20 protein-coding genes and 2 riboswitches are annotated in these 20155 nt (G+C 62.0%); of the genes, 10 read left to right on the plus strand and 10 right to left on the minus strand.

The annotated features are described in order from the left end of the window. Positions 1-137 precede the first annotated feature (137 nt). Positions 138-1331, plus strand: a complete 1194-nt coding sequence (locus ABUH87_RS17895) for an HD-GYP domain-containing protein (RefSeq protein ID WP_367775474.1) — start codon at positions 138-140, stop codon at positions 1329-1331. Positions 1332-1446: 115 nt separating this feature from the next. Here ABUH87_RS17895 and ABUH87_RS17900 read toward each other — a convergent pair whose 3' ends face one another. Beyond that, on the minus strand, positions 1447-1668 hold the full coding sequence (locus tag ABUH87_RS17900) for a hypothetical protein (RefSeq protein WP_367775475.1): 222 nt from the start codon (positions 1666-1668) through the stop codon (positions 1447-1449). A 219-nt stretch (positions 1669-1887) separates the two neighbouring features. Here ABUH87_RS17900 and ABUH87_RS17905 point away from each other — a divergent pair, with 219 nt between their 5' ends. Further along, a complete protein-coding gene (locus ABUH87_RS17905; protein ID WP_367775476.1) occupies positions 1888-3438 on the plus strand; it encodes a cryptochrome/photolyase family protein in 1551 nt (516 codons plus the stop codon). 15 nt (positions 3439-3453) lie between these two features. On the opposite strand, the gene ada is transcribed toward ABUH87_RS17905, so the two are convergent. Beyond that, entirely contained in the window at positions 3454-4491 is a 1038-nt protein-coding gene (gene ada, locus ABUH87_RS17910; RefSeq protein WP_367775477.1) for a bifunctional DNA-binding transcriptional regulator/O6-methylguanine-DNA methyltransferase Ada, read from the minus strand. Positions 4492-4830: 339 nt separating this feature from the next. Here ada and ABUH87_RS17915 point away from each other — a divergent pair, with 339 nt between their 5' ends. From ABUH87_RS17915 to ABUH87_RS17935, 5 genes are all read left to right on the plus strand, one after another. Further along, positions 4831-5385 (plus strand): F0F1 ATP synthase subunit delta, encoded by a 555-nt coding sequence (locus tag ABUH87_RS17915; RefSeq protein ID WP_367775478.1) that lies wholly within the window; start codon positions 4831-4833, stop codon positions 5383-5385. Between the two features lie 13 nt (positions 5386-5398). Next, the gene (atpA, locus tag ABUH87_RS17920) at positions 5399-6928 is read left to right on the plus strand and encodes a F0F1 ATP synthase subunit alpha (protein WP_367775479.1); all 1530 of its coding nucleotides are present in this window, start codon (positions 5399-5401) and stop codon (positions 6926-6928) included. 76 nt (positions 6929-7004) lie between these two features. Beyond that, positions 7005-7880, plus strand: a complete 876-nt coding sequence (locus ABUH87_RS17925; protein WP_367775480.1) for a F0F1 ATP synthase subunit gamma — start codon at positions 7005-7007, stop codon at positions 7878-7880. 24 nt (positions 7881-7904) lie between these two features. Then, complete coding sequence (atpD, locus tag ABUH87_RS17930; protein ID WP_367775481.1) at positions 7905-9362, plus strand: F0F1 ATP synthase subunit beta; 1458 nt, start codon at positions 7905-7907, stop codon at positions 9360-9362. A 117-nt stretch (positions 9363-9479) separates the two neighbouring features. After that, entirely contained in the window at positions 9480-9737 is a 258-nt protein-coding gene (locus tag ABUH87_RS17935; protein ID WP_367775482.1) for an ATP synthase F1 subunit epsilon, read from the plus strand. A gap of 98 nt (positions 9738-9835) precedes the next feature. On the opposite strand, the gene ABUH87_RS17940 is transcribed toward ABUH87_RS17935, so the two are convergent. Next, positions 9836-10120, minus strand: coding sequence for an HNH endonuclease (locus ABUH87_RS17940; RefSeq protein WP_367775484.1), 285 nt, complete (start codon positions 10118-10120; stop codon positions 9836-9838). A 220-nt stretch (positions 10121-10340) separates the two neighbouring features. Between ABUH87_RS17940 and ABUH87_RS17945 the strand changes: the two genes are divergently transcribed. Further along, complete coding sequence (locus ABUH87_RS17945; RefSeq protein WP_367775485.1) at positions 10341-11852, plus strand: TadA family conjugal transfer-associated ATPase; 1512 nt, start codon at positions 10341-10343, stop codon at positions 11850-11852. 31 nt (positions 11853-11883) lie between these two features. Here ABUH87_RS17945 and ABUH87_RS17950 read toward each other — a convergent pair whose 3' ends face one another. After that, on the minus strand, positions 11884-12090 hold the full coding sequence (locus tag ABUH87_RS17950) for a hypothetical protein (protein WP_367775487.1): 207 nt from the start codon (positions 12088-12090) through the stop codon (positions 11884-11886). Positions 12091-12133: 43 nt separating this feature from the next. Here ABUH87_RS17950 and ABUH87_RS17955 point away from each other — a divergent pair, with 43 nt between their 5' ends. Both ABUH87_RS17955 and ABUH87_RS17960 read left to right on the plus strand, forming a co-directional pair. Then, a complete protein-coding gene (locus ABUH87_RS17955; RefSeq protein WP_367775488.1) occupies positions 12134-13096 on the plus strand; it encodes a DMT family transporter in 963 nt (320 codons plus the stop codon). An 89-nt stretch (positions 13097-13185) separates the two neighbouring features. After that, a complete protein-coding gene (locus ABUH87_RS17960) occupies positions 13186-13314 on the plus strand; it encodes an entericidin A/B family lipoprotein (RefSeq protein WP_353984120.1) in 129 nt (42 codons plus the stop codon). Between the two features lie 72 nt (positions 13315-13386). Here ABUH87_RS17960 and gcvPB read toward each other — a convergent pair whose 3' ends face one another. The 6 genes from gcvPB to ABUH87_RS17990 form a co-directional block, all read right to left on the minus strand. Then, a complete protein-coding gene (gene gcvPB, locus ABUH87_RS17965) occupies positions 13387-14985 on the minus strand; it encodes an aminomethyl-transferring glycine dehydrogenase subunit GcvPB (protein WP_367775489.1) in 1599 nt (532 codons plus the stop codon). Beyond that, entirely contained in the window at positions 14982-16340 is a 1359-nt protein-coding gene (gcvPA, locus tag ABUH87_RS17970; protein WP_367775490.1) for an aminomethyl-transferring glycine dehydrogenase subunit GcvPA, read from the minus strand. Before gcvPA ends, gcvPB begins: the two co-directional genes overlap by 4 nt. Positions 16341-16399: 59 nt before the next feature. Continuing rightward, positions 16400-16771: a glycine cleavage system protein GcvH gene (gcvH, locus tag ABUH87_RS17975; protein ID WP_367775491.1), complete on the minus strand. Its 372-nt coding sequence runs from the start codon at positions 16769-16771 to the stop codon at positions 16400-16402. 11 nt (positions 16772-16782) lie between these two features. Further along, positions 16783-17934, minus strand: a complete 1152-nt coding sequence (gene gcvT, locus ABUH87_RS17980) for a glycine cleavage system aminomethyltransferase GcvT (protein WP_367775493.1) — start codon at positions 17932-17934, stop codon at positions 16783-16785. A gap of 34 nt (positions 17935-17968) precedes the next feature. Beyond that, positions 17969-18080: riboswitch (glycine riboswitch) on the minus strand. Position 18081: 1 nt separating this feature from the next. Further along, positions 18082-18185, minus strand: a riboswitch (glycine riboswitch). A gap of 91 nt (positions 18186-18276) precedes the next feature. Then, positions 18277-18960, minus strand: coding sequence for an NAD(P)H-binding protein (locus tag ABUH87_RS17985; RefSeq protein WP_367775494.1), 684 nt, complete (start codon positions 18958-18960; stop codon positions 18277-18279). A gap of 27 nt (positions 18961-18987) precedes the next feature. Then, positions 18988-20148, minus strand: coding sequence for a deoxyguanosinetriphosphate triphosphohydrolase (locus ABUH87_RS17990; protein WP_367775496.1), 1161 nt, complete (start codon positions 20146-20148; stop codon positions 18988-18990). Positions 20149-20155: the final 7 nt, after the last annotated feature.

The following is a 20155-nucleotide window of genomic DNA, read 5'->3' on the forward strand; positions in this document are numbered from 1 at the left end:
AGCGGAAGACGGCCGCCCCTCTTTTTCATCCGCGCGTCACGAATTGGTGAGAGATCGGGCTATAATGCTCTTATCGTTTTCACCACTGGAGCGGCGGAACTCGGACGCGTGCATAGGGCCTGGCGAAGGAAACAAGCATGACGCTCCGGCGCATCCAGCGTGATCAGATCCGCCTGGGCATGTACGTCCACGCCTTCGAAGGCTCGTGGTTCAAGCACCCATTCTGGCGCCGCGGCTTCCTTCTCGAGCGAGAGAAGGACGTCGAAACGGTTCTCGCCAGCGAAATCGAGACGTTGCTGATCGACATATCGAAGGGCCGGAACTTGTCGCCTTTGCCGGTCACGGGCGCGCAAGAGGCCGCAGCGCTCGAAGCCGAGGCGCAGCACGACGAGAGAATGGCAGCTGCCACCGAGGTCGTGAATCGTTCCAGAGAGACAATGCGCGGCCTGTTGAACGAGGCTCGGCTGGGAAAGGGAGTGCGGTCGGACGCCGTCGTCTCCGTGGTCGAAGATGTCACCGCATCGATCGAGCAGAACCGACACGCCCTTCTCAAGGTACTGCGTCTCAAGACGAAGGACGAGTACACATATCTGCACTCTGTCGCCGTCTGTGCGCTGATGGTCAACCTGGCCCGCCAGATTGGGCTCGATGACGAGACGACGGCAGAGATGGGCACCGCGGGCCTCCTTCATGACATCGGCAAGGTGAAGCTTCCGGACGCCTTGCTCAACAAGCCGGGACGATTGACCCCGGATGAGTTTGCGCTGGTCAAGACGCACTCGATGCAGGGCTTTCAGATGCTTCAGGAAATCGACGGCATCCCGGCCGCCGCCCTGGACGTTTGTCAGCATCACCATGAGAAAATCGACGGAACCGGCTACCCACATGGGCTTCAGGCCGAACAGATCAGCTTGGCTGCTCGAATGGGAGCGATTTGCGACGTCTACGACGCCGTCACCTCTAGCAGGCCGTACAAGGAAGCCTGGCCGCCGGTCGATGCGATCACCCGCATGCGGCAGTGGATCGGTCACTTCGACGCGGAGCTGCTGTTCTCATTCATGCTGAGCATCGGCGTGTTTCCGGTCGGCACCATCGTCCAACTGTCGAACGATCGCCTTGGTGTGATCATCGAAGGCGGTCGACACGCGGCAAAACCAAAGGTGCTCGCCTTCTACTCAACTCGCCGGCGTAAATTCACGCGTACGGAACTTGTGATCGCCGGCGACGGTCGCTCGAGCGATGCGATCCTCGGTGAGGTCGATCCAAAAGCCTGGGACATCTCCCAGGAGCGGATCGACCGCCTTGTGCAGCTCGCAACTCCGTGGGTCTAGCCGGGCAGACCGCCGCCTGCGGACGCCATAGCATCGCTGCACCGACCTCTGGGCAATAGCACGCCGGCCTCGGGTACCGGCGCGCTATCGAACAGCATCTCAGTCGGGCATGCTCTCAGTCGGGCATGCACTGGCCGTCCTGGCAGGACCGTGGATTATAGGTCCAGCCGCCGTCGACCTTACGACAATCACTTACGGTCTCCCCAGCCTGAGCCGCAAGTTTGGCTGCAGCCCGACATTCGGACCACGTCGCAAAGACATCATAGCGTCCTTGCGCAAAGGCCGAAGGGCCAGCCACTCCAGTCACCAGAAGCGCTGCTATTACCAGCTTCTTCATCTGAGCCTCCTCTCCTTGCCCGTGTGTGGGCAGCCTGAACATTCCACTATTTCCTCGACTTAGACATCGACCGAAAGTTCATGTTCGAAGAAGGCAATCGGATTAGTCACTTTTGGGACGCTTGTAGGGGGGCAGCACCTTAAAACGAGATCGCTCCCCCTTTTCACGCCCTAAAGGGCATGGCGCCTCGCCCGACCGGGAGCGTTAGCGTCTGCCTGCATGACAACTCTTGTTCCCATTCTCGGCGATCAGCTTAGCCGAAACATCGCCAGCCTCGCAGGGTGTGAGAAGGCTTCCACCACTATCCTGATGATGGAGCTGTGGGACGAGGCCACTTACGTTCGCCATCACAAGCAGAAGCTGGTTCTTGTCTTTTCTGCCATGCGCCACTTCGCTGCGGCTCTGGAGGACGATGGATGGAGCGTCGACTACATTCGGCTCGATGACGACGGCAATACCGGCAGCTTCACTGGTGAAGTGAAACGCGCAATCTCACGTCACCAGGCTGAGCGAATTAGAGTGGTTGAGGCGGGCGAATGGCGAGTCGCAGAGATGATGAGCGCCTGGAAGGAGACCTTCCAGATCCGCGTCGACATCCTCCCGGACGACCGCTTTTTGTGCACCAAAGAGGAGTTCTATACTTGGGCACAGAGCCGCGACCGGCTGCTGATGGAAAACTTCTATCGTGAAATGCGGCGTCGCACGGGGCTTCTCATGGATGGCGGCGAGCCTGAGGGTGGCCAGTGGAACTACGACAAGGAAAACCGCGCCGGGCCCGACATGTTCATGGCCCCACCTCCCGTTCCCGGGTTTCCCCCGGACAAGGTGACCCGCGAGGTGGTCGCGCTCGTGGAGCGCCGTTTCGGAGATCACTTCGGCAGCCTCGACCGCTTTCGCTGGCCCGTCACCGCCAAGCAGGCGGCCAAGGCCCTCGACAAGTTTATCGCGGAGCGCCTGCCGGAGTTTGGAACCTATCAGGACGCCATGGCCCACGGGCAAGACGACCTGTTCCATGCGCTGCTATCGACATCGATAAACCTTGGTTTGCTGGATCCACTGGAGGTCTGCCGACGCGCTGAGAGAGCTTACCGCGAGCGAAAGGTTCCGTTGAACGCTGCGGAAGGATTTATCCGTCAGATCATCGGCTGGCGCGAGTATATCCGCGGCATGTACTGGTTTGAAATGCCGGAGCTGCGCGAAGCCAACGCGTTGAATGCGCAGCGCCCCCTTCCGGAGTTCTACTGGACCGGGGAAACTGACATGCGCTGCCTGGCAGACTGTATCCGTTCCACCCGCGAGAATGCACATGCGCACCACATCCAGCGCCTCATGGTCCTGGGAAACTTTGCCCTGATTACAGGCGTCCACCCCCAAGAGCTGCAAGACTGGTTTCTCGTCGTTTACGCCGACGCCTACGAATGGGTGGAACTTCCGAATGTCAGCGGAATGGCTTTATGGGCGGATCAGGGACGCCTTGCTTCGAAACCCTATGCTGCGAGCGGCAACTACATCAACAGGATGTCGGATTACTGCAGCGGCTGCCGGTACGACGTTGGGAAAAAGACGGGCGATGACGCCTGTCCGTTCAATTCGCTCTACTGGCACTTCCTCGTGCGGCACCGAAAGCTCTTTGAAGGCAATATGCGCATAAACCGGGTTTACGGCACATGGGACAAGATGGACCAGAGCAAGCGGGAAGCCTACCTCGAGAGCGCGGAGACATTCCTGGCGAACCTTCCACCTGCAACCAGCGGCCGGGCGCGAAACTGACCCAGGCCCTCTCCCTCACTTTCTTTCGCGCCGCAGGAGTTCGCGCTTCAGGTCGACTCCGTAGGCGTAGCCACCAAGCGCTCCACCCGTTCGGACGACGCGATGGCACGGGATGAGAACGGCTACATTGTTCGCGCCATTGGCGGACCCGGCTGCGCGGACGGCTCCCGGTTTGCCGACAGCGGCAGCAATCTGAGCATAGCTCCGCGTTTCGCCGGCAGGGATTCGCTGAAGCTCCTGCCACACCGCCTCTTGAAACGCTGTTCCTTGCACATCCAGAGGGATCGCCCGGGATTCGCCGGGGCGCTCGACCGATGCCACCACGTCGGCGATCAACTCGGAAAAGCTCTCGTCAGCTTGCACCAATTCGGCGCGCGGGAAACGCTTCGCCAGCACCTCTGGTCCCTCGCCGAACGAAAGGCGGCATATGCCCTTACCAGTGGCAGCGACGAGCATCTGCCCCAGTGTAGTGGGAACCACCGCCCAGTGGATCGTAACCCCTGCCCCACCTTTGCGCCAAGCTGAGGGTTCCATGCCGAGTTTCCTCTCACTCGCTTCGTAGAATCGCGAGGCCGCGCCATATCCCGATGCGTACACAGCCTCAGTCACACGCGCGCCGCCGCTCAGCGCGGTCCTCGCGCGTTCGAGTCTGACAGTACGCATGTAGGCCGCGGGGCTCATGCCAACGGCACGCTTGAACACCCGCTGAAAGTGCGTAGCCGAATACCCCGTCTGCTCCGCAAGCTGCGCGAGCGAGATTGAGCCTTCACTATCGCGCAGCAAAGCCAATGCGTGAGCGACTGCGGCTTCATCCCGCGCGACCTGTCGGGGGCTACATCGTTTGCACGCGCGAAGGCCGGCAGCCTCTGCCTCGTCCGCCGAGGCGTAGAACCGCACATTCTCCCTTTTCGGGTGCCGTGCCGGGCAAGACGGCCGACAGTAGATGCCGGTAGAGTGCACGCCCGTGACGAATCGTCCGTCGAAACGCCGATCACGTGCAAGCACCGCCGTCCAAGCCGTAGAGTCAGCAACCAACCCGCTCCCGCTACTCATGCTGTTTCTCCGCTCTCCAGTCCGACATGCACGCCATCGCGCTTTCACCACATGCGAAACGGAACCATGCCAGCGATTCGCCGTGGCAGCATCCCGGCGCTTGCGCTCAAAACAAAATCATCGTCGGACTGTTCAACGGCGGTCACCTCGGCGGCGTCGGTTCCACAATGAACCCGGAAGTAAGTGACGGCTCTGCGGCGATCTTTCCCCAGGTGGGTCGGGGCAGCTTGCACCATCGGGGAATCGCCGCTATGCGCCGCCCGGTCTGGGGGCTTCGGAGCGCGGTTTCGCGCCTTCGCAGGCGCGCCCCGGCGAACCTGATGCAAGGATAGGACACGCGTGGAGAATTCCGGCGGAATCAAGGCCAGTCTGCAGGGGCGTTACGCTTCGGCTCTGTTCGACCTCGCCAGTGAGAACGGCACCGTAACCGCGGTTGAGGGAGACCTCGATCGCATCGGTCAGGCCATTCGTGAAAGCGAAGACTTCGGTGCGCTGATCCGCAATCCGCAGGTGAGCCGCGACGCTGCCGGGCAGGCGATGAATGCAATTGCGCCGATCCTCGGCCTCTCTGATCTCACCAAGAACTTTCTTGGTGTACTCGCGGCAAATCGCCGCCTCTCCTCACTGCCAGAGATCATTCGGGCTTTTCATGCGATCGCTGCCGCCCAGCGCGGTGAAGCGACTGCCGAAGTCAGCTCAGCCCACCCTCTCAGCGACGGCCAGATCGAGCAGCTGCGCCAGAAGCTGGAGGCGCGTGAGGGCCGCAACGTCAAGATCCGTACCAGCGTGGACCCTGAGCTGCTTGGAGGACTGGTCGTCACGATCGGTTCCAAGCGCATCGACAGCTCGATCCGCACTCGTCTCAATTCGCTCGCCCAGGCCATGAAGGGCTAAGAAGGAAAACCCGATGGACATCCGCGCCGCAGAAATCTCGAAGGTCATTAAGGACCAGATCGCCAGCTTCGGCACCGAAGCGCAGGTCTCCGAAGTCGGCACCGTACTCTCGGTGGGTGACGGTATCGCTCGCATTCACGGCCTCGACAAGGTTCAGGCTGGTGAAATGGTCGAGTTCAACGGCGGCATTCAGGGCATGGCGCTGAACCTCGAAGCCGATAACGTCGGCGTCGTGATCTTCGGCTCGGACGCTTCCATCAAGGAAGGCGACAGCGTCAAGCGGACCGGCACCATCGTTGACGTACCCGTCGGCAAGGGTCTTCTCGGTCGCGTCGTCGATGCTCTGGGCAACCCGATCGACGGCAAGGGCCCGATCGTGTCGACCGAGCGTCGCCGCGTTGAGACCAAGGCTCCCGGCATCATCCCGCGCAAGTCGGTGCACGAGCCCGTGCAGACTGGCCTCAAGGCAATTGACGCCCTCGTTCCCGTCGGCCGCGGCCAGCGCGAGCTGATCATCGGTGACCGCCAGACCGGCAAGTCCGCCGTCGCGATCGACACCTTCATCAACCAGAAGGGCCCGAACTCGGGTACGGACGAGAACAAGAAGCTTTACTGCATCTACGTCGCCGTCGGCCAGAAGCGCTCGACCGTCGCGCAGATCGTCCGCCAGCTCGAAGAGAACGGCGCGATGGAATACTCCATCGTCATCGCCGCGACCGCTTCGGAACCCGCGCCGCTGCAGTACCTCGCGCCCTACACCGGCGCTGCCATGGGTGAGTTCTTCCGCGACAACGGCATGCACGCCGTCATCGTGTTCGACGATCTTTCCAAGCAGGCTGTCGCCTACCGCCAGATGTCGCTGCTGCTGCGTCGTCCTCCGGGCCGCGAAGCTTACCCGGGCGACGTGTTCTACCTGCACTCTCGTTTGCTTGAGCGTGCGGCGAAGATGAACGACGACTTCGGCGCAGGATCGCTGACTGCACTGCCGATCATCGAGACTCAGGCAGGCGACGTTTCGGCATACATTCCGACCAACGTGATCTCGATCACCGACGGCCAGATCTTCCTTGAAACCGGCCTGTTCTATCAGGGCGTGCGTCCGGCCATCAACGTCGGCCTCTCGGTGAGCCGCGTCGGCGGTTCGGCGCAGACCAAGGCGATGAAGAAGGTCGCCGGCTCGATCAAGCTGGAACTGGCGCAGTACCGCGAGATGGCCGCGTTCGCACAGTTCGGTTCGGACCTCGACGCTTCCACCCAGAAGCTGCTCAATCGCGGTGCACGCCTGACGGAGCTGCTGAAGCAAAAGCAGTTCTCGCCGCTGGCTATGGAAGAGCAGGTCGCCTCGATCTACGCAGGTACCAACGGCTATCTCGACAAGCTGCCGGTCGACAAGGTGACGCAGTACGAGAGCGAAATGCTCAGCTACCTGCACTCCGAGCACCCTCAAGTGCTCGCCGAGATCCGCGACACCGGCAAGTTCGAGGGTGAAACCCCCAAGCAACTGGCAGCCGCGCTCGAAGCGTTCGGCAAGCAGTTCGCCTGAAGTACGTCGTCCCGGGCTCAGCCCCGGGACTGGCATCCGATCTCGGCATTGGCCGGGACGATTTGGAGATGATTGAGTGGCTTCGCTGAAGGAACTCAAAGGCCGGATCAACTCGGTCAAGTCGACCCAGAAGATCACCAAGGCCAAGCAGATGGTCGCGGCCGCGAAGCTGCGCAAGGCTCAGGCCGCTGCCGAGGCAGCGCGTCCTTACGCGCAGCGTCTCGCCGAAGTGATGGGCTCGCTTGGCGGCAAGATCACCTTGACCGAGAACAGCCCTAAGCTGCTCGCCGGAACAGGTAGTGACAGCGTTCACCTGCTGGTCGTCGCCAACTCGGATAAAGGTCTGGCGGGCGCGTTCAACTCGAACATCGTCAAGGCTGCACTGGCCGCTGCCCGCAGGCTTGAGGCCGAAGGCAAGACAGTGCTGTTCTATCTTGTGGGGCGCAAGGGTCGCGCGGTGATCCGCCGCAACTACCCCCACGCAATCCTCCAGATGTTCGACACGACCGACGTACGCGAACCGGGCTTCAACGAGGCCGAGCGTATCTCCGATGAGCTGGTCAAGCTCTACGAGGAAGGCCGCTTCGACATTGCGCACTTGTTCTTCTCGAAGTTCAAGAATGCGCTGACGCAGGAGCCGACCGAACAGCAGATCATTCCGGTGCCTGCTCCCAAGGCCGCTGTTGCCAAGAGTGATGCCGTCGTCGAATACGAGCCGGACGAGGAAGAAATTCTCGCCGCCCTGCTCCCCCGTTACCTCAAGACCCAGATCTTCGGCGCTTTGCTGGAGAACATGGCGTCCGAGCAGGGCGCGTCGATGACCGCGATGGACAACGCCACTCGCAACGCCGGCGACCTGATCAAGAAGCTGACCATCCAATACAACCGCAGCCGTCAGGCCGCGATCACCACCGAGCTGGTGGAAATTATTGCAGGCGCGGAAGCGCTCTAAAGCCACGAAGGCAAGGAAACGAAAATGGCAACCGCACCCGTGCTAAACCAGACCACTACCGGCAAGATCAGCCAGGTCATCGGCGCCGTCGTCGACGTGACCTTCGAGGGCGAACTGCCGCCGATCCTCACCGCGCTGTCGACCGACAACAACGGCAACAAGCTGGTGCTCGAAGTCGCGCAGCACCTTGGTGAGAACACCGTGCGCTGCATCGCCATGGACGGCACCGATGGCCTGACCCGCGGGCAGAGCGTCACCAACTCCGGCGCGCAGATCTCGGTGCCGGTTGGCCCCAAGACTCTCGGCCGGATCCTTAACGTCGTGGGCGATCCCATCGACGAGCGCGGCCCTGTGGGCTCCGACATGTTCGCACCGATCCACGCCGAGGCTCCCGCCTTCATCGACCAGTCGACCGAAGCGGCGATTCTCGTTACCGGCATCAAGGTCATCGACCTTCTCGCGCCGTACGCCAAGGGCGGCAAGATCGGTCTGTTCGGCGGCGCTGGCGTTGGCAAGACCGTGCTGATCCAGGAGCTGATCAACAACATCGCCAAGGGCCACGGCGGCGTCTCGGTGTTCGCTGGCGTGGGTGAGCGTACCCGCGAGGGCAACGACCTTTATCACGAGTTCCTCGACGCCGGCGTTATCGCCAAGGACGCTGAGGGCAACCCGACTTCGGACGGCTCCAAGGTCGCTCTCGTATTCGGCCAGATGAACGAGCCTCCGGGCGCTCGCGCTCGCGTCGCTCTGTCGGGTCTGACCATGGCCGAGTACTTCCGCGACCAAGAGGGCCAGGACGTGCTCTTCTTCGTCGACAACATCTTCCGCTTTACGCAGGCAGGCGCAGAAGTGTCGGCTCTGCTGGGCCGTATTCCTTCGGCCGTGGGCTACCAGCCGACCCTGTCGACCGACATGGGCCAGCTGCAGGAGCGCATCACTTCGACCAACAAGGGCTCGATCACTTCGGTTCAGGCAATCTACGTCCCTGCGGACGACTTGACCGACCCGGCACCGGCAACTTCGTTCGCCCACTTGGACGCGACGACCACGCTGAACCGTGCCATTTCGGAGCTGGGCATCTACCCGGCCGTCGACCCGCTCGACTCGACCTCGCGCGTTCTTGAACCCCGCGTCGTCGGCACAGAGCACTACGAGACCGCTCGCAAGGTTCAGGAGACCCTGCAGAAGTATAAGTCGCTGCAGGACATCATCGCGATCCTGGGCATGGACGAGCTGTCGGAAGAAGATAAGCTCACCGTCGCCCGCGCGCGCAAGATCCAGAAGTTCCTCAGCCAGCCGTTCCACGTGGCCGAGGTCTTCACCGGCATCCCGGGCAAGTTCGTCCAGATCGAAGACACCGTGAAGTCGTTCAAGGCTGTCGTCGATGGCGAGTACGACCACCTGCCGGAGAACGCCTTCTACATGGTTGGCGGCATCGACGAGGCTGTCGAGAAGGCGAAGAAGCTCGCCGAAGAGGCCTAAGATCACGCGTAGCCCCTCCCGTGCGCGGGAGGGGTCGGGCAGAAGTGCGACAGGATCGCGCTGCCCCAGCCCATCCCCCGGCCCCTCTCCATGCGGGAGGGGAGAGGAAAGACAACAATGGCACTGCACTTCGAACTCGTGACCCCTGCCCGGCTCGTCCGCTCCGAGGAGGTCCACATGGTGGTCATTCCTGGCACAGAGGGCGAGATGGGCGTGCTCCAGGGCCATGCCCCGTTCATGACCACGATCAAGGATGGCGCGCTGAGGGTATATCGCACCGAAACCGGTGCGCCTGAAGACATTCAGATCCAGGGCGGCTTTGCGGAAGTGGGCGCAAACGGCCTGACCGTCCTGGCAGAGCACGTCGAAGCGTAAACTCTCTGGAGCATTTTCGCGATTGCGCGGAAATGCTCTAACCCTCGGTCTGCGCACTTTCTCACTTCAGCGGCCGAGCTTCTCGCAGAACACCTGTATCACCTTCTCCTCCTCGCAGTCCTCGCGTGGAAATCTGGGTGCTTGTCGCCAATCCAGGCGAGGAACCGGGCTACGGCAGGTTCGGCCCGCAGGCCCGATACGTCAGCCCCATGCCGCGCCAGCTCCGCATTCGCAAAGGTAGCGTGCAACGTGCGATGGCAGATTGGGTGTACAGGCACGGTCTCTCGCCCGCCGCGACTCTTGGGCACCGGGTGATGCCATTCTATCTTCGCGCCCAACGGCCGTGCGCACAACCAGCAGACAGGGCCGTCGATCTCACTCACACAGCTGAGATAGGACGTGAAGGATCTACGGCCAGAGTATGGCCACGGCTTTCGTGCACGACAGGCGCTTCGCTCCATTCCTAACGTGGATGCACAGACTGGCCCAAGCCATTGAGTTGGCGCTGCATTAGGAAGTTATCAAAGCTTCAACCTTAATACCCCCTGCAGATCGGAACTATCGCGCCCGCGACTGGTGCGGGCGCAAGGGGTTGATGAATTCATGACAGCATTCGGGCGTCGCAGCGGCATCGGCGGAGTGAACTCGGGGACGAGGCCCGCTTTTGGAGTGGCGAAACCACTTCGAGGAGCGCCCGAACGCGTTGGCTCTGGGGCACTACCTGGCGGGGAGCAGTTTCCGCCAATGCCGGCAAACGAAGTGCAGTCCGGATCGGCCAACTCCCGTGATGACGCGATGTCGCGCCTCGCCGACCGCGCCAACGCCGTGCACGAGCAGTCCGAGCAAGACGGCTTCGAGGCGTCGATTCACAAGATCAAGGAACAGGTGCTCCCCCGCCTCTTGGAGCGGGTCGATCCCGAAGCTGCCGCAACGCTTACGAAGGACGAACTCTCCGAGGAATTTCGTCCGATCATCGTGGAGGTTCTGGCCGAGTTGAAGATCACCTTCAACCGGCGCGAGCAGTTTGCGCTCGAGAAGGTTCTGATCGATGAGTTGCTGGGGTTCGGGCCGCTCGAAGAATTGCTGAATGACCCTGACGTCTCCGATATCATGGTCAACGGCCCCAACCAGACTTACATCGAGAAGAAGGGCAAGCTGCAGGTCGCCGGAATCCGCTTTCGCGACGAGCAGCATCTCTTCCAGATCGCGCAACGGATCGTCAATCAGGTCGGCCGCCGCGTCGATCAGACGACGCCGCTCGCTGACGCCCGCCTCAAGGACGGCAGCCGTGTCAACGTAATCGTGCCGCCACTCAGCTTGCGCGGCACTGCCATCTCCATCCGCAAATTCTCCGAAAAACCGATCACCATCGACATGTTGCGCGACTTCGGCTCGATGAGCGAGAAGATGGCAACCGTGCTGAAGATCGCCGGCGCATGTCGCATGAACGTCGTGATCTCTGGTGGTACCGGCTCGGGCAAAACGACAATGCTGAACGCCTTGTCGAAAATGATCGATCCCAACGAGCGTGTTCTGACGATCGAGGACGCGGCGGAATTGCGTTTGCAGCAGCCGCACTGGCTCCCGCTGGAAACCCGTCCTCCGAACCTGGAGGGCCAGGGAGCCATCACGATCGGCGATCTCGTCAAGAACGCCCTTCGTATGCGGCCGGACCGGATCATCCTTGGCGAGATCCGCGGCGCGGAGTGCTTTGATCTGCTCGCCGCGATGAACACCGGTCATGACGGGTCAATGTGCACCCTCCACGCCAACAGCCCGCGCGAATGCCTGGGTCGTATGGAAAACATGATCATGATGGGCGACATCAAGATTCCCAAGGAGGCGATTAGCCGTCAGATCGCCGAATCCGTCGACCTCATCGTGCAGGTGAAGCGCCTGCGCGACGGTTCGCGGCGTACGACCAACATCACGGAAGTGATCGGGATGGAAGGTGACGTCATCGTCACCCAGGAGCTGTTCAAGTTCGAGTATCTTGACGAAGCCGACGATGGCAAGATCATCGGCGAGTATCGCAGCTCCGGCCTGCGCCCCTACACACTCGAAAAGGCTCGGCAGTTCGGCTTCGATCAGGCTTATCTTGAGGCCTGCCTCTAGTCGCAGGGATGGAGGCAGAGGCTGCCTGTAATCAGCGGGCAAACCACTGCCTGATCCCAAGCCCCAGCATCACTACGGCGGCCATCAGCGCAAGAAAGAAGACGGTTGTCCACGGCATGAATCCGACCTGATCGAGGTTCGTGCGTCGCACCCGTCGCCCCTCGGCCAACCAGGATAGCAACGCGATGGAGGCTGCCATGCCTCCTCCGATGATCAGCCAATTGTCGCCCAGATCCATTCAGCCGCCTTGCCTCAACGCTGGGCAAGGGTAAACGCACCGAGTGAATACACCTCCCGTCAACATCGCGCCCGTTGCTCCTTCGGGGGCAGCGCAGGCTGCTCCTCGTGCCGACCGCCCCCTGCTTGCGATCAGCCTGCGACTTTGCGCGATGGTGCTACTCGCGACCATGTTCATGCTGGTCAAGTACGTCGGGGAATATGGTGTCGCTGCCACGGAGGTGATGTTCTGGCGCCAGGCTGTCACAGTGCCTTTGGTGCTTTTTTGGCTAGGCGCTCGCGGCCAACTGGGTGTGCTGCGCACGACCCGCATGGCCAGTCACGCGCGGCGCGCGGCGACCGGCACAGCGGGGTTGTTCTGCAACGTGACGGCGGCGATGTTGCTCCCGCTGTCGGAGGCAACGACGCTTGGGTTCACCACACCGTTGTTCGCAGTGTTGATCGCTGCGGTGGTGTTCCGCCAGCCGGTTGGTGTCTGGCGCTGGACTGCCGTCGTGCTCGGCTTTGTGGGCGTGCTCATCATCAGCCAGCCTGGGCATGAACCGGTCTCCCCGTGGGGTGTGGCTGCCGGACTGGGCGCAGGGCTGCTGGTGGCACTGGTAAGCTTCCAGATACGCGATCTTGCCCGCACCGAAGCGCCGATATGTTGCGTTTTCTGGTTTGCGTTCTACGGCGCGCTGATCGCCTCGCTTCTCCTGCCTACGTCCATCACGCCTCACGATGCAACCGAGTGGGCGCTACTGATCGGGGTTGGAGTCTCCGGCACCCTTGCTCAGCTCCTCATCACCTTCTCTTTGCGCTTCGGCCAGGTCGCAACGGTCGTGGTGATGGACTATACTGCGCTGGTGTGGGCCACAGCTTACGGGTGGCTGATCTGGGATCGCTTGCCGTCCGCCGCGACCTGGCTTGGTGCCCCGGCAATCGTCGCGGCCGGTCTGGTCATCACGTGGCGCGAGCATCGACTGTCACGCGCCATTTCGCCCGGCTCGTCCCTGGAGGATGTTTGAGGCTGGAAGGGAACACGGTACTGCATTGCGTGTTTGGTGCGCAGGCGCAGCGAGGTGAAACCGCAGCGCCCTATCGAAAGGATCAGGACATGCTCAGGAAAGTCGTTTTCGCACTCGTGGCAGGCAGCATCGCACTCGGCGCCACTGCTTGCAACACGGTCAAGGGCGCGGGCCGTGACGTAGAGTCCGTGGGCGAGGCAGCAGACCGGGCGCTTTAACCGCTGCGCGGCCGCGAAGAGAGAACTTTCAAGTTCGCTCACGTCTCGCGGCCGCCGCTTTGCGCCTCTTGGCTAGCGGTCACCGATCTCCGTCAGCGTAGGCTGACCGGGCGAAGCTGGTTGCCCCTTCCAGACCAACACCGGCTTGCGTGCAGCCAGCGTCTCGTCCAGCCGCCGCCGCGGTGCGTAGTGAGGAGCCGAATGCAACGTCTCGTCTCCACTGCGGGCGCGCTCGGCAAGACTGCGAAGCGAGCCGATAAAGCGATCCAGTCCCGCCTTGCTCTCAGTCTCGGTGGGCTCCACAAGCATCGCTCCATGCACGACGAGAGGGAAGTAGACGGTCATCGGGTGGAAACCCTCGTCGATGAGCCCCTTGGCCACGTCCAGCGTCGAAAAGCCCTCGGCAAAGCCTTTATCGCTGAAGAGCGCCTCGTGCATGCACGGCCCACTCGATCCGAACGGCGCGTTCAGCACGTCCTCCAGGCTACGCAGCACGTAGTTGGCGTTGAGTACCGCGTCCTCGGCCACCTGACGCAGTCCGTCGGCGCCGTGGCTCAGGATGTATGCCAGAGCGCGCGTGAACATGCCCATCTGGCCGTGGAAGGCAACCATGCGCCCGAAGCTGTTCGGGTGATCTTCGCCGGCAGTCTCCTCCTCGACCAGACGCAACTGTCCTTCCGCATCGCGCGTGACGAACGGCAGCGGCGCATAAGGCGCCAGCGCCTCTGACAGAACGACCGGCCCTGCACCGGGTCCACCTCCACCGTGAGGCGTGGAGAAGGTCTTGTGCAGATTGATGTGCATGGCATCGACGCCCAGATCCCCGGGACGAACCTTGCCAACCACCGCATTGAAGTTCGCGCCGTCGCAGTAGACGTAGCCGCCTGCCGCATGCACCGCATCGGCGATCGCTTTCATCTCGGGCTCAAACAGGCCACACGTGTTGGGGTTTGTGATCATGACCCCGGCGACGTTCGGCCCCAGCTTTTCCTTCAACGCCTCCAAATCCACGCGTCCTTCCACGGTCGCGGGAATGCTCTCAACCTTGAAGCCGGCAAAAGCCGCTGTGGCAGGGTTGGTGCCATGCGCGGACTCAGGCACCAGAACGACATCGCGGCTCTCGCCCCGCGCCTCGATCGCGGCGCGGATACAAAGAAGGCCGCATAGCTCTCCATGGGCGCCTGCCTTAGGCGACATCGCGACAGCCGACATGCCCGTCAGCGTGATGAGCCAGTCGGCGAGTTCGGAAATCACCTCGAGCGCACCAGAGACGCTTTGCTGGGGCTGAAGCGGGTGAACGTCGGCAAAGCCGGGAAACCGCGCAACCTTCTCGTTCAGGCGGGGATTGTGCTTCATCGTGCACGAGCCCAGCGGGAAAGGTCCGAGGTCGATAGCGTAGTTCTGCCGGGACAGACGGGTGTAGTGGCGTACTGTCTCGGGCTCGGTCAGGCCGGGAAGGTCAAGCGCCGCCTTGCGCAGAGGCAAATTGGAGAGCGGTGCACATTCCGGCTCATCCAGATCGACGCCGCACTTGCCATTGCCTCCCAGTTCGAAGCTAAGCGGCTCTTCCAGCATCAGGCCGTAGTCGCCGCTGAAGGTACGCGGCGTATCGCTCGACATGTCGACCTCGCCCATGGTCGGCCGCCAGCCGGCGGCATTCGTCGCGTTCATGACAGCACTCCTGCAAGCTCGGTCGCGAAAACCTCGATATCCTCGTCGGTGACCGTTTCGGTGGCAGTCACCAGCAAGCCGTTCGCAAGCGCATCGACACCGGGATAGAGCCGCCCCAGCGACACGCCGCCAAGTACGCCGCGATCCGCCAAGGCGCGCACCGCCTCACGTGCGTCTTTTGGCAGCAGAAGAGTCGCCTCGTTGAAGTAACTGGTGTTGAGGCACGTGACACCGGGAACCTTGGTCAGCCGCGCTACCATCTTCTGCGCACGCGCATGATTGACCCGAGCGAGCCTGCCCAGCCCTTCGCCGCCAAGCAGCGTCATGTGGATGCTGAAGGCGAGCGCACAAAGACCGGCATTGGTGCAGATATTGCTGGTCGCCTTCTCGCGGCGGATATGTTGCTCACGCGTAGAAAGGGTCAGCACGAAGCCGCGCTTGCCCTCCGCGTCCACGGTCTGCCCACAGAGGCGACCTGGCATCTGCCGGACGAACTTCTCACGGCAACCGAAAAGGCCGAGGTAGGGGCCGCCAAATTGCAGGCCCACACCCAGAGACTGCCCCTCGCCCACGACGATGTCTGCGCCCGCTTCGCCCGGCGCCTCGATGAGCCCCAGGGCGACAGGCTCCGTCACCACCGCGATCAACAAGGCGCCCTTCGCGTGCGCGGCGTCAGCGATCGCGGCGAGATCCGGGATGCGGCCAAGGATGTCGGGATATTGCACCACGACGCAGGAGGTCTTGTCATCGATAGCCTGGATGATCGCCGCGTCATCTGGCGCAGCGGTCAGCTCGGGGAGCCTCACGTCGATCTCGTCGTTCGTGAACTTTGCGAGGGTCTTTACCACTTGCGCATAGTGCGGATGAAGTCCGCCGGACAGGACTGCGCGCGCGCGCCGCGTCACCCTGCCCGCCATGAGGATCGCCTCCCAGCACGCCGTAGAGCCATCGTACATTGAGGCATTCGCAACATCAGTGCCAAACAGGCGCGCAACCTGCGTCTGGAACTCGAACAGCACCTGCAACGTGCCTTGGGCGATCTCAGGCTGATAGGGCGTATAGGCGGTCAGGAACTCGCCACGCTGGATCAGGTGATCGACAGAGGCGGGTACATGATGCCGGTATGCTCCAGCCCCCAGGAAGAATGGAGCGTTGCCCGCTGTCAGGTTCTTCGCGGCCAGCCGGCTCATATGCCTCTCCACAGCCGGCTCGCTGGCGTGGAGGGGCAAGCCTTCGATCGGGCCGGAGAGGCGCGCCTCTTCCGGAACATCGATAAACAGATCATCGACCGAAGCAGCACCGATCACGCGCAGCATCTCAGCGCGGTCGTTCTCGGTCAGGGGCATATAACGCATGATGCGGGAGCTCCGAAATGGCTCAGGATGACCCTCCCTCGCAGGAGGATCCGCAGGGCTTAGAGGCTTTCGACGTAGGTCTTGTATGCTGCCTCATCCATGAGCGCGCTCAGCTCTGAAGGGTCGCTCAGGGTTACGCGGAACAGCCATCCACTGGTCTCAGCATCGGTGTTCACCAGCTCAGGCGCGTCGGCCAGTGCGGCATTCGCTTCCGCGATGGTGCCGGAGACCGGCGTGTAAACGTCCGATGCGGCTTTGACCGAGTCCACGACGGATACAGAGTCGCCCTTTGCAACGGCGCTACCCTCACCGGGCAGTTCCACGAAAGTGATGTCGCCGAGTTGACCCTGCGCATAGTCAGTGATGCCGACAGTGCCGGTATCGCCTTCAACTTCGATCCACTCATGTTCTTGGGTAAAGTAACGGGTCATGTGAGACATCCTCAGCGGTGATAGCGGTGGGGGACAAACGGCATTGCGACGACGCTTGCAGGCAGACGCTTGCCGCGCATCTCCAGCTCCAGCGCAGTTCCTTCGGCACCAAGCGGACGCTCGACATAAGCCATAGCGATCGGCCGCTGGAGTGTAGGCGAGAAGCCGCCCGAGGTGACAACCCCGACCTGACGGTCGCCAGACCAGACTGTTGCACCCTCACGAGCTGCCATTCTGCCCTCCAGAGCCAGCCCCACGCGTGCTGTTGCGGTGCCGCCTTCAAGCTGCGCGAGTATCCGTTCGGCTCCGAGGAAGCCGCCCTCCGCTCGCCGACGCTTTGACACAGCGAATGAGAGGCCAGCACTTACCGGATCGATTTCTGGCGAGAGGTCGTGGCCATAGAGCGGCAGGCCAGCCTCGAGCCGCAGTGAATCCCGTGCCCCCAAGCCAATCGGCTTGACTTCAGGCTGATCGCAGAGCGCGTCGGCAAGAGCCTCTATATCTTCGCCGCGCACCGAAATTTCGAAGCCGTCCTCACCAGTATATCCGGATCGGCTTATGGCGAGCGGCCGCCCCTGCCATTCAAATTTCGCCGCTTGCATGAACTTCAGTTCATCCAGCCCCGGACCATCCGGGGATGCAGGCGTCAGCCCCAGGCGACCCAGTGCGGAGGCAGCCTTCGGGCCCTGCAGCGCGAGGAGACCATGCTCGTCCAGATGGTTGAGTGTGATCGCATCTGGCAGGAACTCCCGCAGATGAGCGATGTCGTCCCACTTCGTGGCGCCGTTCACGACGATGTAAAAAGCGTCGCCGCGGTTCGTGACCATTAGATCATCGAGAATGCCGCCGTTCTCGTCCAGCAGAAGCGAATAGCGCAAGCGCCCGGGCTTCAGAGCAGAGATGTCTCCGGGCAGCAGGGTCTCCAGGGCAGCGGCCGCGCCCTCACCCGAAACTTCCAGCTGTCCCATGTGGCTGACATCAAACAGTCCAGCGCTTTCACGGGTCCAGAGGTGTTCGGCGATGATGCCTTCGAACTGAACCGGCATCCAGTAACCGGCAAACTCGACCATTCGGCCACCACGTGTGCGATGCCAGGGATCAAGCGGCAGCAGCTGCGGCTCGATCGCAGTTTCCTCGTCACCAGGGGTATCTATTTCGCTCAAGACATAGCTCCGCACAGCTTTGGCACACCAATCAGGTGCCCCCTCTGTCACGGAAGCCTGAGAGCTTTCCCCCGCGCGAACGCCACGAGGTTACACCTTCGGCGGCTCAGCCCATGACAGGCAGAGCACTTTCCAGAGTCACGCTATAGACGCCGCGCGGTCCTTTTGCCTGAGAGTTTCCGGGGCGGTTGCTCCTTCGGCGCCAGCCTGATCCGCAAGCGAATCGTGCCGGTCTCTCCCGCGCTGTCAGCGATCACCGACCCTTGAGCGAGCACGGGGAGCAAGTCAACGTGAACCCGAGAGCAGCGCAGATCGATATCGAGGTGACCGCCGCCACGCGTATCAAAGCGAGCGAGCGGCCTTGAGGATATCATCATACTTATGGATAAAGCAGCCGGGCTCACTCTGCTCTGCCAGCGCAAGGATCGCGGACGCGACGTCTTGCGCGGCGATGGAATGGTACCGGCGCAGGGGGCCTCGCATCAAGATGTCGAGCAGATTGGCGGCGGCCTGAGCGATGCTTTCGAGCGCGCGCCTTTCATCACGATGGCCGATCAGTTGTGCTGGGCGCAAAATGTCCAAGCGCCCGAAGCCCAGCTGTACAAGACCAGCCTCCATCTCTCCCTTGGTGCGCAAATACAGGTTACGGCTACCGGAGTTCGCGCCGACTGAAGAGACGACGATCATCCGCTCCACGCCCGCGGCGCGAGCAGCGCGGCCGCAGGTTAGCACCAGATCGCGATCGACCGCCTGAAACGCTGCCGGCGAACCAGCCTTCGCTCGGGTGGTGCCCAAAACGCAAACGAGAACATCGGCTTGGGAAGAGGCAATAAAATCAGACCAATGCGCCGTTTCACCGCACAACACGCGCACCGACGGAGGGCCAGCTCCCATCGGTTGCCGTCGCGCGATCACGGTCAGCTGCAAACTCTCTCGCCCGTGTGCGCCTTCCAGAGCGAGACTGCCGATCAAACCGGTTGCCCCGACAAGGCAGACGCGTGTCTCGGCGTGGGGCAGCCTGCTCATGCGCCTGCTTACGAGATACTCACAGGGTTAAACATTGCTCAACCCGTCTGGCATGGTGCCATAAATATCGGCGTAACGCGCGATAGCGAAGCGGTCCGTCATTCCGGCAATGTAGTCAGCGATGTGGCGGCTGCGCTCCGGCTCGTGGCGCGGCAAGCCGTCGATCCACTCCTCTTCCATCAGCACCGGCTGCTGCGAGTAGGCACTGAACAGTTCGGCCACGACCGCTTTTGCTCGGCGAGCTGTTTCGAGTTGCTCGGGATGGTAGTAGAGCTTCTCGTACATGAAGCGCTTGAACGCCCGTTCCTGGGCAGCAAGTTCGTCAGAAAACGCCGCTATCGGGCGCTCGGCCGCGCGGATCTCATCGACGCTCCCAAACCCCTGCAGACGTTTGCGCGTTTCAGCAAGCAAGTCATTGACCATAAAGCCGATCTGGCTGCGGATCAGTTCGGCAACCTTGCGGCCCAGTGGAGCCGACGGGTAGCGCCTATCGACCAGCCGCCAGTGGTCAGCCACGAAGGGATGCGTCAGCACTTCCTCAAGATCGAGAAAGCCCGCACGCAAGCCGTCGTCGATGTCGTGGTTGTCATAGGCGATATCATCGGAAAGCGAAGCAACCTGCGCCTCCAGGGAGGGCCAGGTGCCGAGATCCATTGGAAAAGCAGAGTTCAGTTCAGCAAGAGCCCAGCCAGCCTGCGCTACCGGGCCGTTGTGCTTCGCAAGGCCCTCAAGCGTTTCCCAAGTCAGATTTAGCCCCTCATGCTCACAATACGGGGACTCCAGCCGCATCAGCGTGCGCAAGGTCTGGGCGTTATGGTCAAATCCGCCGTGATCGTGGAGCGCGCCATCCAGCGCTTCTTCACCCGCATGCCCGAAAGGCGCGTGACCGATATCATGCGCGAGCGCCAGTGCTTCGGTCAGATCCTCGTCCAGGCCGAGAGTGCGGGCAATGACCCGTGCAATCTGCGCGACTTCGAGGCTATGCGTCAGCCGAACGCGATAGTGGTCGCCATCGGGCGCAACGAAGACCTGCGTTTTGTACCGAAGCCGACGAAACGCGATCGAATGGATGATGCGGTCGCGATCCCGCTGGTAGGGACTGCGGGGCCCCCTTGCCACCGCGTTCTCGAGCGTGAACTCACGCCCTCGCGAACGTGTCCAGTCGGTGGCGTACGGTGCGAGGTTCACCCGAGTA

Source organism: Novosphingobium rhizovicinum (assembly GCF_040813635.1).
In the GTDB taxonomy this organism is placed as follows: Bacteria; Pseudomonadota; Alphaproteobacteria; order Sphingomonadales; family Sphingomonadaceae; genus Novosphingobium; species Novosphingobium rhizovicinum.

Bases quoted from the DNA above. Each gene is read 5' to 3' on its own strand.
- ada (WP_367775477.1), bottom strand. From the start codon at position 4,491: ATGAGTAGCGGGAGCGGGTTGGTTGCTGACTCTACGGCTTGGACGGCG.
- ABUH87_RS17905 (WP_367775476.1), top strand. From the start codon at position 1,888: ATGACAACTCTTGTTCCCATTCTCGGCGATCAGCTTAGCCGAAACATC.
- ABUH87_RS17900 (WP_367775475.1), bottom strand. From the start codon at position 1,668: ATGAAGAAGCTGGTAATAGCAGCGCTTCTGGTGACTGGAGTGGCTGGC.
- ABUH87_RS17895 (WP_367775474.1), top strand. From the start codon at position 138: ATGACGCTCCGGCGCATCCAGCGTGATCAGATCCGCCTGGGCATGTAC.
- ABUH87_RS17950 (WP_367775487.1), bottom strand. From the start codon at position 12,090: ATGGATCTGGGCGACAATTGGCTGATCATCGGAGGAGGCATGGCAGCC.
- ABUH87_RS17960 (WP_353984120.1), top strand. From the start codon at position 13,186: ATGCTCAGGAAAGTCGTTTTCGCACTCGTGGCAGGCAGCATCGCACTC.
- atpA (WP_367775479.1), top strand. From the start codon at position 5,399: ATGGACATCCGCGCCGCAGAAATCTCGAAGGTCATTAAGGACCAGATC.
- gcvPA (WP_367775490.1), bottom strand. From the start codon at position 16,340: ATGCGTTATATGCCCCTGACCGAGAACGACCGCGCTGAGATGCTGCGC.
- atpD (WP_367775481.1), top strand. From the start codon at position 7,905: ATGGCAACCGCACCCGTGCTAAACCAGACCACTACCGGCAAGATCAGC.
- gcvPB (WP_367775489.1), bottom strand. From the start codon at position 14,985: ATGAACGCGACGAATGCCGCCGGCTGGCGGCCGACCATGGGCGAGGTC.
- ABUH87_RS17945 (WP_367775485.1), top strand. From the start codon at position 10,341: ATGACAGCATTCGGGCGTCGCAGCGGCATCGGCGGAGTGAACTCGGGG.
- ABUH87_RS17985 (WP_367775494.1), bottom strand. From the start codon at position 18,960: ATGAGCAGGCTGCCCCACGCCGAGACACGCGTCTGCCTTGTCGGGGCA.
- ABUH87_RS17935 (WP_367775482.1), top strand. From the start codon at position 9,480: ATGGCACTGCACTTCGAACTCGTGACCCCTGCCCGGCTCGTCCGCTCC.
- gcvH (WP_367775491.1), bottom strand. From the start codon at position 16,771: ATGACCCGTTACTTTACCCAAGAACATGAGTGGATCGAAGTTGAAGGC.